This window comes from Methylogaea oryzae, from assembly GCF_019669985.1.
Taxonomy (GTDB): Bacteria; Pseudomonadota; Gammaproteobacteria; order Methylococcales; family Methylococcaceae; genus Methylogaea; species Methylogaea oryzae.
Map to the genome: position 1 here is coordinate 558,001 of NZ_AP019782.1, position 14,137 is coordinate 572,137.

At 63.3% G+C, this 14,137-nt stretch carries 20 protein-coding genes; 13 read left to right on the top strand and 7 right to left on the bottom strand.

Translation table 11 applies throughout. The annotated features are described in order from the left end of the window. Positions 1–27 precede the first annotated feature (27 nt). From K5607_RS02785 to grxC, 5 genes are all read left to right on the top strand, one after another. Complete coding sequence (locus K5607_RS02785; protein ID WP_221048124.1) at positions 28–948, top strand: glycosyltransferase family 2 protein; 921 nt, start codon at positions 28–30, stop codon at positions 946–948. Positions 949–1,044: 96 nt separating this feature from the next. Next, on the top strand, positions 1,045–1,785 hold the full coding sequence (locus tag K5607_RS02790) for a glycosyltransferase (RefSeq protein ID WP_246598937.1): 741 nt from the start codon (positions 1,045–1,047) through the stop codon (positions 1,783–1,785). Between the two features lie 39 nt (positions 1,786–1,824). Then, complete coding sequence (locus tag K5607_RS02795; RefSeq protein WP_246598938.1) at positions 1,825–2,802, top strand: NAD-dependent epimerase/dehydratase family protein; 978 nt, start codon at positions 1,825–1,827, stop codon at positions 2,800–2,802. After that, positions 2,795–3,382, top strand: a complete 588-nt coding sequence (locus K5607_RS02800; RefSeq protein WP_054774085.1) for a sugar transferase — start codon at positions 2,795–2,797, stop codon at positions 3,380–3,382. Before K5607_RS02795 ends, K5607_RS02800 begins: the two co-directional genes overlap by 8 nt. A 54-nt stretch (positions 3,383–3,436) precedes the next feature. Continuing rightward, positions 3,437–3,697, top strand: a complete 261-nt coding sequence (grxC, locus tag K5607_RS02805; RefSeq protein ID WP_221048125.1) for a glutaredoxin 3 — start codon at positions 3,437–3,439, stop codon at positions 3,695–3,697. Between the two features lie 13 nt (positions 3,698–3,710). Here the strand turns inward: grxC and K5607_RS02810 are convergent, their stop codons facing one another. Continuing rightward, a complete protein-coding gene (locus K5607_RS02810) occupies positions 3,711–4,487 on the bottom strand; it encodes a response regulator (RefSeq protein WP_221048126.1) in 777 nt (258 codons plus the stop codon). A gap of 158 nt (positions 4,488–4,645) precedes the next feature. Between K5607_RS02810 and K5607_RS02815 the strand changes: the two genes are divergently transcribed. Continuing rightward, positions 4,646–5,131 carry a hypothetical protein gene (locus K5607_RS02815; RefSeq protein WP_054774082.1) on the top strand — a complete coding sequence of 162 codons (486 nt, stop codon included), beginning with the start codon at positions 4,646–4,648 and terminating at the stop codon, positions 5,129–5,131. Here the strand turns inward: K5607_RS02815 and ubiG are convergent. Continuing rightward, positions 5,073–5,840, bottom strand: coding sequence for a bifunctional 2-polyprenyl-6-hydroxyphenol methylase/3-demethylubiquinol 3-O-methyltransferase UbiG (gene ubiG / locus K5607_RS02820; RefSeq protein ID WP_156302703.1), 768 nt, complete (start codon positions 5,838–5,840; stop codon positions 5,073–5,075). The two genes, K5607_RS02815 and ubiG, sit on opposite strands and share 59 nt — an antisense overlap. 63 nt (positions 5,841–5,903) lie before the next feature. Between ubiG and K5607_RS02825 the strand changes: the two genes are divergently transcribed. Beyond that, positions 5,904–6,863, top strand: a complete 960-nt coding sequence (locus K5607_RS02825; protein ID WP_054774081.1) for a YbgA family protein — start codon at positions 5,904–5,906, stop codon at positions 6,861–6,863. Positions 6,864–6,881: 18 nt separating this feature from the next. On the opposite strand, the gene K5607_RS02830 is transcribed toward K5607_RS02825, so the two are convergent. Genes K5607_RS02830 through K5607_RS02850 form a run of 5 tightly spaced genes read right to left on the bottom strand, consistent with a single transcriptional unit; the run spans position 6,882 to position 9,393 of the window. Further along, entirely contained in the window at positions 6,882–7,802 is a 921-nt protein-coding gene (locus tag K5607_RS02830; protein WP_221048127.1) for a homoserine kinase, read from the bottom strand. 3 nt (positions 7,803–7,805) lie between these two features. Further along, on the bottom strand, positions 7,806–8,330 hold the full coding sequence (locus K5607_RS18270; protein ID WP_082411555.1) for a DUF2782 domain-containing protein: 525 nt from the start codon (positions 8,328–8,330) through the stop codon (positions 7,806–7,808). A 32-nt stretch (positions 8,331–8,362) separates the two neighbouring features. Beyond that, the gene (locus tag K5607_RS02840) at positions 8,363–8,833 is read right to left on the bottom strand and encodes a molybdenum cofactor biosynthesis protein MoaE (RefSeq protein WP_221048128.1); all 471 of its coding nucleotides are present in this window, start codon (positions 8,831–8,833) and stop codon (positions 8,363–8,365) included. A 1-nt stretch (position 8,834) separates the two neighbouring features. Next, complete coding sequence (gene moaD, locus K5607_RS02845) at positions 8,835–9,068, bottom strand: molybdopterin converting factor subunit 1 (protein ID WP_054773762.1); 234 nt, start codon at positions 9,066–9,068, stop codon at positions 8,835–8,837. Positions 9,069–9,078: 10 nt separating this feature from the next. Next, positions 9,079–9,393 carry a DUF6763 family protein gene (locus K5607_RS02850; RefSeq protein WP_054773763.1) on the bottom strand — a complete coding sequence of 105 codons (315 nt, stop codon included), beginning with the start codon at positions 9,391–9,393 and terminating at the stop codon, positions 9,079–9,081. Between the two features lie 175 nt (positions 9,394–9,568). On the opposite strand from K5607_RS02850, the gene K5607_RS02855 reads away from it, so the two are divergent. The 6 genes from K5607_RS02855 (at position 9,569) to accA (ending at position 14,130) form a co-directional block, all read left to right on the top strand. Next, entirely contained in the window at positions 9,569–9,886 is a 318-nt protein-coding gene (locus tag K5607_RS02855) for an HPF/RaiA family ribosome-associated protein (RefSeq protein ID WP_054773764.1), read from the top strand. A 142-nt stretch (positions 9,887–10,028) separates the two neighbouring features. Then, positions 10,029–10,520 (top strand): low molecular weight protein-tyrosine-phosphatase, encoded by a 492-nt coding sequence (locus tag K5607_RS02860; RefSeq protein WP_054773765.1) that lies wholly within the window; start codon positions 10,029–10,031, stop codon positions 10,518–10,520. Positions 10,521–10,561: 41 nt separating this feature from the next. Then, positions 10,562–10,936, top strand: a complete 375-nt coding sequence (locus K5607_RS02865; RefSeq protein ID WP_221048129.1) for a Dabb family protein — start codon at positions 10,562–10,564, stop codon at positions 10,934–10,936. A 5-nt stretch (positions 10,937–10,941) separates the two neighbouring features. After that, the gene (zwf, locus tag K5607_RS02870) at positions 10,942–12,384 is read left to right on the top strand and encodes a glucose-6-phosphate dehydrogenase (RefSeq protein WP_221048130.1); all 1,443 of its coding nucleotides are present in this window, start codon (positions 10,942–10,944) and stop codon (positions 12,382–12,384) included. A gap of 27 nt (positions 12,385–12,411) precedes the next feature. After that, on the top strand, positions 12,412–13,128 hold the full coding sequence (locus K5607_RS02875; RefSeq protein WP_221048131.1) for a dienelactone hydrolase family protein: 717 nt from the start codon (positions 12,412–12,414) through the stop codon (positions 13,126–13,128). Between the two features lie 33 nt (positions 13,129–13,161). Then, on the top strand, positions 13,162–14,130 hold the full coding sequence (accA, locus tag K5607_RS02880; RefSeq protein ID WP_221048132.1) for an acetyl-CoA carboxylase carboxyl transferase subunit alpha: 969 nt from the start codon (positions 13,162–13,164) through the stop codon (positions 14,128–14,130). The last annotated feature ends 7 nt before the right edge of the window (positions 14,131–14,137 follow it).

The following is a 14,137-nucleotide window of genomic DNA, read 5'->3' on the forward strand; positions in this document are numbered from 1 at the left end:
TATGCGTGACCGATCGGGAATTCGAACATGAGCGCGAAAGGCAAGGCGGTCGGCGCCGTCGTCGTGACCTATCACCCGGACGCGGCGATGTTGGCGCGGCTGTTCCAATCGCTCGCCGAGCAGGTCGATTGGGTCGTCGTCGTCGATAACGGGTCGGGGGAAGACGTGCTGGCCTGGATTCGGGCGTATCCCGCGTCAGGCCAATTCGAGCTGTTGGCATTAGGCGAAAACCAAGGCATCGCCGCCGCTCAGAATGCCGGAATCGTCCGTTTGCGCGAACGGGGGGCGAAATATGTCGTGCTGTTCGATCACGACAGCGAGCCGGCTCCCGCCATGATCGCAAGCCTGTTGGCGGTTGCGGAGGAAAAAAGCCGGGAGGGCGCGCGCGTCGCCGTTGCGGCACCTCGCTACAAGTCGTCGGAGGACGAGACGGTCTCCGGTTTTGTCCGGTTGGGGCTGTTGCGTTTTCGACGGATTGCTTGCGACGCGCCACATAGGGTTGTCGACATCGATTTCGCGATTGCGTCGGGTTCGCTGATCCCGATGGCGACGCTGGACGCCATCGGCGCCATGGATGAAAGTCTTTTCATCGATCACGTCGACACGGAGTGGTGTTTTCGGGCTCGCTCCCGGGGCTATCGTCTCTACGGCGTGTGCGACGCTTTGATGATTCACCATTTAGGGGAGAGGCGAAAGCGAATTTGGTTCCTGCGCTATCGGAACGTGCCTTGCCATTCCCCGTTTCGCTATTACTACATTTTTAGGAATAGCCTGCGTTTGCAGCGACGGCCGTACATGCCGTTGCGCTGGAAAACGGCCGAGGTGGTGCGGTGCCTGCAATTGTTTATCTATTTCGGCTTTTTCTCGAGTGATCGAGTCGCAAATTTGACCATGATGGTTTCCGGCTTTTTAGCGGGCTTGCGAAACGATACGGGGAAAATGCCCTGAGCGGGGTGTATTCGTGGCCGCCTTTCTAATAGAACCGCGTGACGTGGCGCGTTCGCGCGCAGGGGAGGGGCTGTGAGTCCGGATCGGCCGCCGTTGGTGAGCGTTTCCGTCGTGAGCCATGGGCAAGGGGCATTGTTGCTCGCCCTGCTGGCGGACGTGGCCGGTTATTGCGATCCCGCGACGCTGGAAGTGATCGTGACTTTCAATATACCGGAGCCCGCCGGCTTCGCGTTGCCTGCGTCGCTGCCGTTTCCCGTGCGGGTGATCGAAAATCCCGCGCCGAAAGGATTCGGCGCCAATCATAACGCGGCGCTTTCTGCGGCTCGCGGCGACTACTTCTGCGTCCTAAACCCCGATGTCCGGTTGGTCGGCGATCCTTTTACGGGGCTGGTGGCGTTCGCGCGGCGGACGGGCGCGGCGTTGCTGGCGCCGCAGGTGGTGAACAGCCGCAACGAGCGCGAAGACAGCGCGCGGCCTTTTCCCACGCCGCTTTCCATCGCGCTGAAGCTATGCGGAAAAAAAACTCCGGATATTCGCTTTGACGGCGATATCGCCTATCCCGATTGGGTCGCGGGAATGTTCATGCTGTTTCCGAGGGATGCCTATGCGGCTATCGGCGGCTTCGACGAGCGGTATTTTCTTTATTATGAAGACGTGGACATATGCGCGCGCCTGCGTGCCGCCGGCCGTCGCGTCGTTCTTGTTCGCGATATCCGCGTTATTCATAATGCCCAGCGGGCGAGCCACCGTAACGTGAAATATTTACGCTGGCATTTGACGAGTATGCTGCGCTTTTTTCTGCTGCATTGGCGCATGGGGCGCAAGCGTTCGGGGTAAAACGCCGCTCGCCGCGTAAAAACTAGAGGGCTGAAACTGTTGGAACATTATCCGGTGGTCGGGTTCACGGGCGCGACGGGGTTGGTGGGGCAGCGTTTAGGCGGCGTTTTGGCGGCCAGGCAGCGTAGCGCCGTCGCCCTGGTGCGCGGGGCGACGGCCGCGTCATTGGGCGCCGCCACGGAAGTGCGCGCCATTGGGGACATCGCCGAAGGGAAGGATTTTTCGGACGGCTTGCGCGGTCTGGACGCGCTCATTCACCTCGCCGCGAGGGTGCATGTGATGCGCGAAACCGCGGCGGATCCCTTGGCCGAGTTTCGGCGCGTCAATACGGACGGCACGGAACGGTTGGCTCGCGCGGCCGTTCGCGCCGGCGTGCGGCGGTTCGTTTATGTCAGCACGGCGAAGGTCAACGGCGAGGCCACCGCCCTCGGCTCGCCGTTTCGCGAGGCCGATCCGGCGCGGCCGCAAGATCCCTACGCGATTTCCAAGTGGGAGGCGGAACAGGCCCTTTGGCGGGTAGCCGCCGAAACCGGTTTGGAAGTGGTGGTGGTGCGCCCGCCGCTGGTTTACGGCCCGCGCGTGGGCGGTAACTTTTTGCGGCTGCTGCGTTGGGTGCGGCTCGGCGTGCCGCTGCCGCTGGCCTCGGTGCGAAATCGGCGCAGCCTGGTCTACGTGGGCAATTTGGCGGATGCGCTGATGGCCTGCGTCGATCGGCCGGAAGCCGCCGGCAAAACGTATCTGGTCAGCGACGACCAAGTCTTTTCGACGCCGGAGCTGTTGCGGGCCCTGGCCTCGGCTATGGGCGTGGGCGCGCGCTTATGGCCATGTCCGCCGGCGTTGTTGGCGCTGGCCGGCCGGCTGCTGGGGAAAAGCGGCGAGATCGAACGGCTGGCGGGATCCCTGGAGTTGGATTCCAGCGTTATCCGCCGAGAGCTGCACTGGCGCGCGCCGTTCGATGCGGCGCAAGGTTTGGCGGAGACGGCGGCTTGGTTTAAGGGGGAGTCGGGACATGCATGAAAAAGCGGTGACCTATGCCGGCAAGCGAGCCATGGACTTGCTGCTGGCCGCGGGGGGCTTGTTGTTGGCGCTGTTGCCGATGTTGCTCATCGCTTTGGCGGTGAAGCTGACCTCCAAGGGGCCGGCGTTGTATTGGTCCAACCGCGTGGGGCGGAACAACCGTTTGTTCCCCATGCCGAAATTCCGCACCATGCGCATCGATACCCCCGCTGTCGCGACGCACTTGCTGTCCAATCCCGATGCTTATTTGACTCCCATCGGCGGCTTCCTGCGCAAGAGCAGCCTGGACGAGCTGCCGCAGATCTGGAATATCCTCAAGGGGGATATGAGCTTGGTGGGGCCGCGCCCGGCGCTGTTCAATCAGGACGATCTGGTGGCGTTGCGGACCGAGCGCGGCGTGCATTGTTTGGTGCCCGGGCTCACCGGCTGGGCCCAGGTGAACGGGCGAGACGAGCTGCCCATCCCGGTCAAGGTCGGGCTGGACGCCGAATACTTGCGCGATATTTCCTTCGTCCTGGACGTGCGTATCCTCGCCATGACGTTTTTCAAGGTGTTGCGTCGCGACGGCGTGTCGCATTGATGATTACAGGCGCGGCCGTCGCCGGCGGCGCCATCGATCCGAGCGGAAGGTTGTATGCCCAAAGTACTCATGTATAGCACCGCCATCTGCCCTTATTGCGTGGCGGCGGAGCGTTTTCTGGCGGCCAAGGGCGTGGGCGAGATAGAAAAAATCCGGGTTGATCAGGACCCGGCGCTGCGGTTGGCGATGATGGAGAAAACCGGTCGCCGCACCGTACCGCAGATTTATATCGGCGACGTGCACGTGGGCGGCTACGACGATTTGGTGGCTTGCGATCGCGCCGGACGCTTGCAGGCGCTGTTGGGGCAGGACTGAGGCCGCGTTGGGGCTACGAAATCAGCTCGAAATCGCCGGCCGAGTCATCCATCTGTCCCGATTCCTGCGCCTGTTGCTGGGCGATAAACAGCTTGATGGCGCTTTGGGTATCGCTGTCGACTTGAAATTGGAAGGCCACCAGGATGGTCGGCACCACCGATTTGTCGGCGGCGCCGTCCAAGGCGATGCGGATGGTGGTGCTGTTGACGGCGACGGTTTTGGTGTCCAGTTTCAAGGTCAGCTTGGCCGGGTCGCAAACGGTACCGCCTTGCTGTAGCGGTACGGTGCGCAGCAGGCAGCCCGAATCGGAAATGTCCACCAGTTCGGCCGGATATTTGGCGCCGCCCGGAAAAGCGATTTGCGCCTGGTAACTTCCCCTCGGCGCAATGCGCGCCGCGGCCCGTCGTTCAATGGCGGTGGCGATGCGCCGGATTTTTTGTATCAGGGTGGATGGGGAAAAGGGCTTGGCGATAAAGTCGTTGACGCCGGAAGCCATCGCCGTCCGCAGCGTATCCTTGTCGGCATGGCCGGTCATGAGGATGAACGGCACCTCGCGGCCCCTGGGATGCTTGCGCAGCGTTTCCACAAACTCGTGCCCCCCCATGGTGGGCATTTCCCAGTCGCTGATGATCCAATCGACGTGTTGGGTTTCGAAAAAGTCCAGCGCTTGCTTGCCGTTAGCGGCGATTAATACGTGGCCGAAGTTCAAGTCCTGCTTGAGAATGCGGGCGACGATGCGCTGCACTTGCGCGGAGTCGTCGGCGATGAGGGCGGTATGTTTCGTAAACATCGATGGACTTGGTTAAGAGCGGAATACGTCGCCGCAGGGCTGGAGCCGAGGCGTAAGTGTATAAGAATTCACCAGGTCGCACCAAGGGTTGAATGGCCGGATCGATAAACACCGCGTTATGCGCCGCGGCCTGCCGCAGGCTGGGCCCGAGGAAAAAGATGGACGTTTTGTTGAGCAGTTTGCTGGGATTTGGTGTGGGGCTGTTGGCCGAAAACGGCGGTGAGTGGGCGGTGCATAAGTATTTGCTGCACGGCTGGGGGAGCCGGCGCGGCAGCTTTTGGAGTTACCACTTGTACGAGCACCATGCCGTCGCCGCCGCCAACGACATGGTGGACGCCGGTTATCGGCAATGGCCGCTGCGCTGGAACGCGCAGGGGAAGGAAGCCTTGGTGCTGGCCGTCATCTTGGCATTGCACCTGCCGCTGTTCTGGCTGGCGCCGGCTTATGCGGCGGGCGTTTATTTCGGTGTCGCCTGCTATTACCAGCGCCACCGGCGCGCCCATTTGGATGCCGACTGGGCGCGCCGGCATCTGCCTTGGCACTATGCCCATCACATGCGGCCGGGCCGCGACGACTGCTGGTGCGTCAGTTGGCCGTGGTTCGACCGTTTGCTGCGGGTTTTGCGGCGATCAGCATGTAGTTGACCGCCAGGCTCGGAGTCAAATCGAAGCGCTTGGTCAGCGGGTTCACCCGCACCCCGGTTCGCGCGGACAATGCCATGCCGTTGTCGTTTAGCAGGCTTTCCAGCTCGGCCGGAGTGACGAACCGGCGCCATTGATGCGTGCCGCGCGGCAGCCAGCGCAGTAGGTATTCGGCACCGACGATGGCGGCCAGGAAGGAGGCCGGCGTGCGGTTGATGGTGGCGGCGGCCATCAAGCCGCCGGGACGCACCAGCCGCGAACAGGCGGCCATGAAGCCGGGCAAGTCGGCCACGTGCTCCACCACCTCCATGTTCAGCACCGCATCGTATTTGCCGCCTTGCGTCGCCAGGGATTCGACATCGATGGCTTGGTATCGGATATCCAGTCCCTGGTCCCGTCCGTGGCGCAGGGCGACGGCGATATTGCGCTCCACCACGTCGATGCCGTGCACCGCGCAGCCCAGCCGGGCCATGGATTCGCTGAGTATGCCGCCGCCGCAGCCGATGTCGAGCACCCTTACGCCCTGCAAGGGCCGTTCGCCGCACGGGTCGCGGCCGAAGCGGCGGGCCAGGGCGTTGCGCAAATAATCCGTCCGCAGCGCGTTGAGCCTGTGCAAAGGCCAGAAGGGCCCGCCGGCGTCCCACCACCGCTCGGCGAGCTTTTCGAATCGAGCGGCTTCCTGCGGATCGATGCTGGGGGCGGTGATGGTCACGGCGCGGCTCCTGAGTTGAGGCGGCTAGGCTACACTGACTAAAACGACTTTGGGAGCGAATTCATGCGTGGCGACAACGGCAAAATCCTCGTCGGAATCAGCAGTTGCCTGTTGGGCGCCACGGTGCGTTACGACGGCGGCCATAAACAGGACGCTTATATCAACGGCACGCTGAGCCGGCATTTCGAGTTCCTCCCTATTTGTCCGGAAATGGCCATCGGCTTGGGGGTGCCGCGCGAACCGATTCGTTTGGTGGGGGAACAGAACGGTCTGCCCCGCGCCAGGGGCGTGCGCAACGCCGATTTGGACGTCACCGATCGGCTGGCGGCGTTGGGGCGCGAAACCGCCGGGCGTTTAGCCGGTGTGTGCGGCTATATCTTCAAAAGCAAATCCCCCAGTTGCGGCATGGAGCGGGTCAAAGTCTACGGCGACGGCGGCATGCCGCGCCGCGACGGCCGAGGCGTCTACGCGCGGGTATTGATGGAGGCGTTGCCGTCCCTGCCGGTGGAGGAGGAGGGCAGGCTGGGCGATCCGGTGCTGCGGGAGAACTTCATCGAACGCGTATTCGTCTATCGCCGCTGGCTGGAATTGACGGCGGAGGGGTTGACGGCGGCGGCTCTGGTGGACTTCCACAGTTGCCACAAATTGCTGGTGATGGCCCACAGCCAGGCGGCCTACCGCCGCCTGGGAAGGCTCGTGGCGCAGACGGGAACGCGGCCTTTGGCGCCGTTGGCGGAAGAATATTTCGCCGACCTGATGGCGTCCCTGCAACGAAAAGCCACCCGCCAGTCCCATACCAATGTGTTGCAGCACTTGATGGGATATTTGAAAAAGCAGCTGGACGCGGGCGACAAGGCGGAGCTGTTGGAGTGCTTTGACGCCTATCGCTTGGGGCGGGTGCCGTTGATCGTGCCCATCACCTTGCTCAAGCACCATTTCCGCCGGCATCCCCATGCTTATGTGGCGCGCCAGTATTATCTGGATCCGCACCCGGAGGAGCTGATGCTGCGCAATGGGTTGTAGGGCGCAGCGCGGGCGGGTTTAAATCGCCGGCGCGGCATCCCTATCGCGCCGGTGCAGCAGCAAGCGTTTGAATTCTTCCGGGTCTTTGGTCTGCACCAGCTCGCCGCTGCGCGGCGTTTGCCGGGCCAGCAGCCGCGACAGCCAAAAGCGCAGGGCGGCCGCGCGCAGCATGGCGGGCAGGGCGTCCTGTTCGGCGTCGGTGAAGCGGCGAATAGTCGCGTATCCGTCCAGCAGGGCGCGGAGACGGTCCGGGTCCTCGCCGCACCAATCGTTGGCGGTCACCGCCACGTCGTAAAGCCAGGCGCCGGAGCCGGCTTCGTACCAATCCAACAGGCCGGTGAGCCGGTCGCCTTCGAACAGCACGTTGTCGCGGAACAAGTCCCCGTGCACCAAGCCCTGGGGCAGGGCGGAGGGATTTTGCTTGTCCTGAAAGGCCAGTTCGTCGGCCAGCAGGGCGGCGCAGTCCCGCGGCAACCGCAGTTGCGCCGCGATGGACCGCCGCCAAGCCCCGTCGCAGCGGTTGGCGGGCATGGCCGGCAGTTGTCGGCCGACGCCGTGGACCACCGCCAGAGCCGCGCCGATGACGCGGCAATGGTGCGGCGCGGGATCGGTCACGCCGGCGCCGGGCAGCCTCGCCGCCAGCAGCGCCGGTTTGCCGTGCAGCTCGCCCAGCAGCCGGCCGTTGCGGTCCGGCACCGCGCGGGGGCAGGGCAGGCCCTGTTCCGCCAGGCCCGTCATCAGCGCCAAATAGGGCGGCAGCTCGGCGGCGGTCAGGGATTCGAACAGGGTGAGGACGTATTCGCCCCGTTCCGTGCGCAGGCGGTAATTGCTGTTTTCGACGCCGTCGTGGATCGGCCGGCTATCCAGCAGCGCGCCGACGGCATGGTCGGCGAGAAAGGCTTGCAGGGCCGTGGGGCAAAGGGCGGTGTAGGCGGACACGGTCTACCAGCTGAACAGCACCCATTGCGGCGTTTTCAGTCCGCTTTCCAGGTTGCTGCGGCGTACGTCCATATTGCCGTCGCCGTCGGTATCCAGCAGGTAATAGGCCGGGCCGATGGAGGGGATGATCTTCACCATGTAGAGCTTGCCGTTGACGCGGTATTCCTGGATGGTGTCCTTGCCGCGCTTGACGATGGTGATGTCCGGCTCGATGTTTTCCCCGTTTTGCACCGGCGCCGGCAAATCCGGCTGCTCCGGCACCGCTTCCGGTTGCACCACGCGAACGCTGTCGTCCACGGGTTGCAGGTTTTCGGGAGGGATTTTTTCATCCTCGGCGGGGTTGGCCGCGCCGATGTCCGGCGGCGGCGGCGCATAGGCCGGTTGAGCGGCCAGGACAGCCAGGGGAAACAGGCCGGCCAATAGCACGGTCGGCAGGAGGGCGCGGCGGCCGGCTTTGAAGCCTGAATTTTTCCGCGTTGCGGCGGCTTTTGATAAGCCTGTGTTGTTCTGCTTCGCAGCGGCTTTCATGGGCGTGGCTCTCTGGGGATGCTGGAGCCAGTTTACACCAAGGCGGCTTTGTCCGCTTTCGCCGCGTAGCCGTCGCTGTTGCGTTCCACCCAACGGTCGCCTTGCTCCAGGCTTTCCTTTTTCCAGAACGGCGCTTGGCTCTTCAAGGCTTCCATGATGTGGCGGCAGGCGTCGAAGGCGTCGCCCCGATGGGAGGTCCACACCGCCACCAGGACGATCGCTGCGCCCGGTTCGATCTGGCCCACCCGGTGGAGGACGAGGCTGTCCAGCAGCGGCCAGCGCTGGGCGGCTTCGGCGACGATCCGTTCCAGCTGCTTTTCGGTCATGCCGGGGTAGTGTTCCAGGAACATGCCGCTGACGGAGGCACCCTCGTTGAAATCCCGCAGGGTGCCGACGAAGCTGGCGGTGGCGCCGTATTTGGCCGCCAAGCCGGCTTGCCGTTCTTCGTGGCGGCGCATCGCCTCCCAAGGATCGAAAGCGCCGTGCAGCAGGCGGACGGCCATCTCAGCCCCCGGTAACCGGCGGGAAAAAAGCGATTTCGTCGCCGTCGCGCACCGGGGTCTCGGGCTTGGCATAGTCCTGGTTGACCGCGCACAGCAGGTGGGAAGGCATGGGGCGGTTCTGGTCCACGGCGCGCCACACGTCGGCCACGGTGCCGATGCCCTCGGCCACCAAGCTCTCCTCGGTGCGCCCCATTTTTTCCCGCAGGCTGGCGAAATAGACGACGCGAATGCTCATGGACGCGGCTTTACAGCTGATCGTCTTCGTTGAGCAGGTCGGTGAGGGTGATGTCGTGCAGATCCGGGCCGTGCAGGTCCGGGTCGCTGTAGCCCAAATCGTCGATTTCCACGTCGTCGAAGGGCGCGGCCCAATCTTCCGGGGCTTCGATGGAGTCGAATTCGGAGTCGGTCCAAGAGGCGTAGTCCAAGGCGCTGATGTCGCCGTTGGCGTATTGGATTTCGATGGAGTCGCTTTCTTCGTCCTGGGCGACCACCCGAAAGCTTCTTTCGGAAGCCGGGTCCTGATACCACTGGCCGAGGATGGGTTGTTCGCTGATAGACATGGTGGTATCCCGTGCTGATTGCTGGCAAGGCGGCGGGGCCGCAGGGGGCATTTTTACTACGATTCCGTGCCGCTGTCACGGGCTAGGCGCGGCTTGCGGCCGGTTTGGTGTATCATTAGCTGCAAGACCATAATGGTTGAAACTGAAGACCGTTTATTAAACGTCGGGATGAGCTATGCAAGTACCTCTTGAGATCACCTTTCGCGGCCTGCCGCACTCCGATGCCGTTGAAGGCAAAATCCGCGAAAAAACCGCCAAGCTGGAGCAACTGTGCGACAGCATCATCAGCTGCAAGGTGGTCGTGGAAGCCGAACATCATCATCAGCACCAAGGCAATTTGTTCCATGTCCGCATCGACCTGAGCGTGCCGCAGAAGCAGATCGTCGTCAGCCGCGACCATCACGATAAGCAGGCCCACGAAGACGTCTACGTCGCCCTGCGCGACGCTTTCGACGCCGCCAAGCGCCAGCTCGAAGCGTACATCCACCGCTAGAGTCGACTCCGACGCCGGATGGAAAAAGGCCCGCCAGTGCGGGCCTTTTTGTTGTTTTGGCCTTGGCGTTCCTGGGGCGGGCGGGTTTCGTGCTACGCTTTCCGTACCGTGTTTTTTGGGGTTCCGAAGTAGTCGGTCGATTATGAAAGACAAAGAAACCATCGGGATTTTGTTCGTCTGCATGGGCAATATCTGCCGTTCGCCCACGGCGGAAGGCGTGTTTCGGCGCTTGGCCGACGAACGGGGGTTGAGTCCTTATTTGCGGGTGGATTCCGCCGGCACCCATGCCTATCACGTGGGCGAGGCGCCCGATCTCCGGTCGCGCAAGGCGGCTCTGGCGCGGGGCATCGATCTGAGCTTGCTGCGGGCGCGGCGGGTGGATCACGGCGATTTCTACCATTTCCACCATATCCTGGCCATGGACGCGAGCAATTACGCGGACTTGATGGAAATGCGCCCGCCGGACTCCGAGGCCAGCGTGAAATACTTCTTGGACTACGCGCCGCACCTGAGTACCCGCGAGGTGCCCGATCCCTATTACGGCGGCGTCAACGGCTTCGAGCGGGTGCTGGACATGGTGGAGGACGCTTCCAAAGGCTTGCTGGACGAGTTGCAGGACTTGTTGCGGCGTTGACCCGGCTGCTGCGCGGCCGATTCGATTTCTCGGAGGGGCTTATGAAACGCTGTTACGGAGGGTTGGTTTCGCTGGCGCTGCTGGGCGGCATGGGTAGCGCTTGGGCCGAGCCGGGGCAGGTGCATCACGTGGTGGTCGCCTGGTTGAAGGAGCCGGGCAGTCATTCGGCGCGCAGCCGCTATGTGGAAATCAGCCGCGGTTTGGCCAAGCTGCCCGGCGTGGTGAGTTACAGCGTCGGCGCCGCCGTGCCCAGCCCCCATGCCCTGGCGGACGATTCCTACGACGTGGCGGTGGCGGCGGTGTTCAAGGACAAAAAGGCGTTGGAGGATTACAACGCCAATCCGGCTCACCGGAAAGCCGTGGACGACATGCGTCCGCTGGTGCAAAAACTCGTGGTTTACGACTTCGTCGAGTAACGGCCATGGCGCGGGCTTGTCGTTTCGTGATTTTCGGCGCCACCGGGCATCTGGCGCGCACTAAATTGTTGCCGGCCCTGTACCGTCTGGAGGCGGCGGGGCGCTTGCCGGTCGATTTCAGCGTGGTGTGTTTCGGCCGCCGGCCCTACGACAACGAGAGTTGGCGCGGCATGGCGGTGGAGGCCTTGCAGGCCCGTTACGGCAATCGCATGGATATCGACGCGCTGGAGCGTTTCGCCGAGCGCTTGGAATACTTCCGCGGCGATTTGGCCGATGCCGACAGCTACCGCCGGTTGCAAGCGGCGATTTCGGCCGACGCGGTGTTCTACTTGGCGGTCAAATCGGCCGAATTCCCCGTCGTGACGCAAAACCTGGCAGCGGCGGGGCTGGCGGACGAGTCGCAAGGCTGGCGCCGGCTGGTGGTGGAAAAACCCTTCGGCCGCGACCTGGACAGCGCGGACGGCTTGAACCGTTTGCTGCACAGCCATTTCCGCGAAGAACAGATCTTCCGCATCGATCATTACCTGGGCAAGGAAACCGTCCAGAACGTCTTCGTGTTCCGCTTCGCCAACCTGATCTGGGAGCCGTTGTGGAACCGCAATTACATCGACCACGTGCAGATCACCCACGGCGAACTCGCCGGCGTCGAGGGGCGGGCCGATTTCTACGACAACACCGGCGCCTTGCGCGACATGGTGCAAAGCCACCTGCTGCAACTGTTGACCCTGGTGGCCATGGAGCCGCCCGCCGCCATGGACGCGGAGTCGGTGCGGGACGAGAAGGTCAAGGTGCTCAAGTCCATCCGGCCCATCGCCGAGAGCGAGGCGGCATCCTGCGCTTACCGCGCCCAGTACGCCGCCGCGCAAGGGATGCCGGGTTTTTTGGAGGAGCCGGGCGTGGCGGCCGGCAGCGTCACGGAAACCTATGCCGCTTTGAGGCTGCACATCGACAACTGGCGCTGGCGCGGCGTGCCGTTTTACATCCGCACCGGCAAGCGCATGGCCGCCAACAGCGCCCTGATCGCCGTGCGCTTCAAGCAGCCGCCGCAGCAATTGTTCCAGTCCACCGGCGTGGGCCGGGAGCCCAACTGGCTGCTGATGGGCATTCAGCCGGAACAATGCCTGCGCGCCGAGGTGCAAGTGCGCGAGCCGGGGCTCAAACTGACCACTCGCCACAGCCAATTGGACGCCGGAACCTGCGGCTGCGCCGCTTACCATCTGGAGGCCTACGAGGCTTTGCTGTTGGACGTGATCGAAGGCGACCACTCCCTGTTCCTGCGCTACGACGAGGTGATGTGGGCGTGGAGGGTGATCGAGCCGGTGCTGCGAGCGTGGGGGCGGGAGCGCGGCTGCATCGACACTTACGCCGCCGGCACTTGGGGGCCGGAGGACAGCCGCCGGTTGTTCGAGGGAGAGGGGCGGTTTTGGCGCAACTCCCTGGCCGATTGAACGCCGTTTTTATTTGAGGGGAGCCCTATGCTGCAAACCAAGACCATCGATTATTGCGACGGCGCCACGCGCCTGCAAGGCTATCTGGCCTACGACGACGCCAAGCCGGGGCCGCTGCCGGGGGTGCTCATCGCCCATCCGTGGGCCGGGCGCAACGAATTCGTCATGGACAAGGCGCGCTGTATTGCGGAGTTGGGTTATGCCGGCTTCGCCCTGGACATGTACGGCGATGCCAGGGTGGGCGAGGGCGCGGAAGAGTGCTCGGCGCTGATGATGCCGTTCATGGAGGATCGCGCCCTGTTGCAGCGGCGCATGGCCTGCGCCCTGGAAGCGCTGCGCCGCCAGCCGGAAGTGGATGCAGCCCGCGTCGCCGCCATGGGCTTTTGCTTCGGCGGGCTGTGCGTGTTGGACTTGGCCCGCAGCGGGGCGGATTTGCGCGGCGCGGTCAGCTTCCACGGCCTGCTCAAGCCGCCGGGCAATACCGACGGCAACGCCATCCAGGCCAAGGTGCTGGTGCTGCACGGCCACGACGATCCCATGGCGCCGGTGGAAGACGTGACGGCCTTGAAGGAGGAACTGACCGCCGCCGGCGCCGATTGGCAGGTGCATGTGTACGGCAACACGGTTCACGCTTTTACCAATCCCTTAGCCAATGATCCCGGCTTCGGCACGGTATATAATGCTGCGGCTGATCGCCGTTCCTGGCGGAGCTTGGTGAATTTCCTGGCGGAAGTTCTCGATTGACCTCCCATTGCCCGCACTACATATAAGTACAAAATGGATCTCAAGTTTCTCGAATTCGAACAACCCATCGCCGAGCTGGAAGCCAAGATCGAAGAACTGCGCCACGTAGGCTTCGACAACCAGATCAATATTTCCGACGAGATCGGCAAGCTGGAGGAGAAAAGCCGCAAGCTCACCGAGCAATTGTTCTCGGACTTGTCGGCTTGGAAAATCTCCCAGGTGTCGCGCCATCCCATGCGGCCGTACACGCTGGATTACATCGAGGCGATGTGCGACGAGTTCCATGAACTGCACGGCGACAGGGCTTTCGCCGACGATCCGGCCATTGTCGGCGGCTTGGCCCGCCTGGACGACCAGCCGATCATGGTTATCGGCCAGCAAAAAGGCCGCGACACCAAGGAAAAAATCTATCGCAACTTCGGCATGCCCCGTCCGGAGGGGTACCGCAAAGCCCTGCGCTTGATGAAGCTGGCGGAGCGCTTCCGCCTGCCGGTGATTTGTCTCATCGACACGCCCGGCGCTTATCCCGGCATCGGCGCGGAAGAGCGCGGCCAGAGCGAGGCCATCGCCCGCAACCTGCTCGAAATGTCCAAACTGCGCACCCCCGTCATCTGCACGGTGATCGGGGAAGGCGGTTCCGGCGGCGCCCTGGCCATCGGCGTGGGCGACCGCTTGCTGATGCTGCAATATTCCACTTATTCGGTGATTTCGCCGGAAGGCTGCGCCTCCATTTTGTGGAAGAGCGCCGACAAGGCCGAGTTGGCGGCCGAAGCCATGGGCATCACCTCGGACCGCCTGAAGGAACTCAACCTGATCGACGAGATCGTGCCGGAGCCCCTGGGCGGCGCCCATCGCGACCGCGCCAAAATGGCTTACAACCTCAAGACCGCCCTCAAGCGCCATTTGCAGGAGCTGCAGGAGCAATCCCTGGAGGTGCTGTTGCAACGCCGTTACGAACGCCTGATGGATTACGGCGTGTACCTGGAAGGGGACAACTCCTAATCCGCTT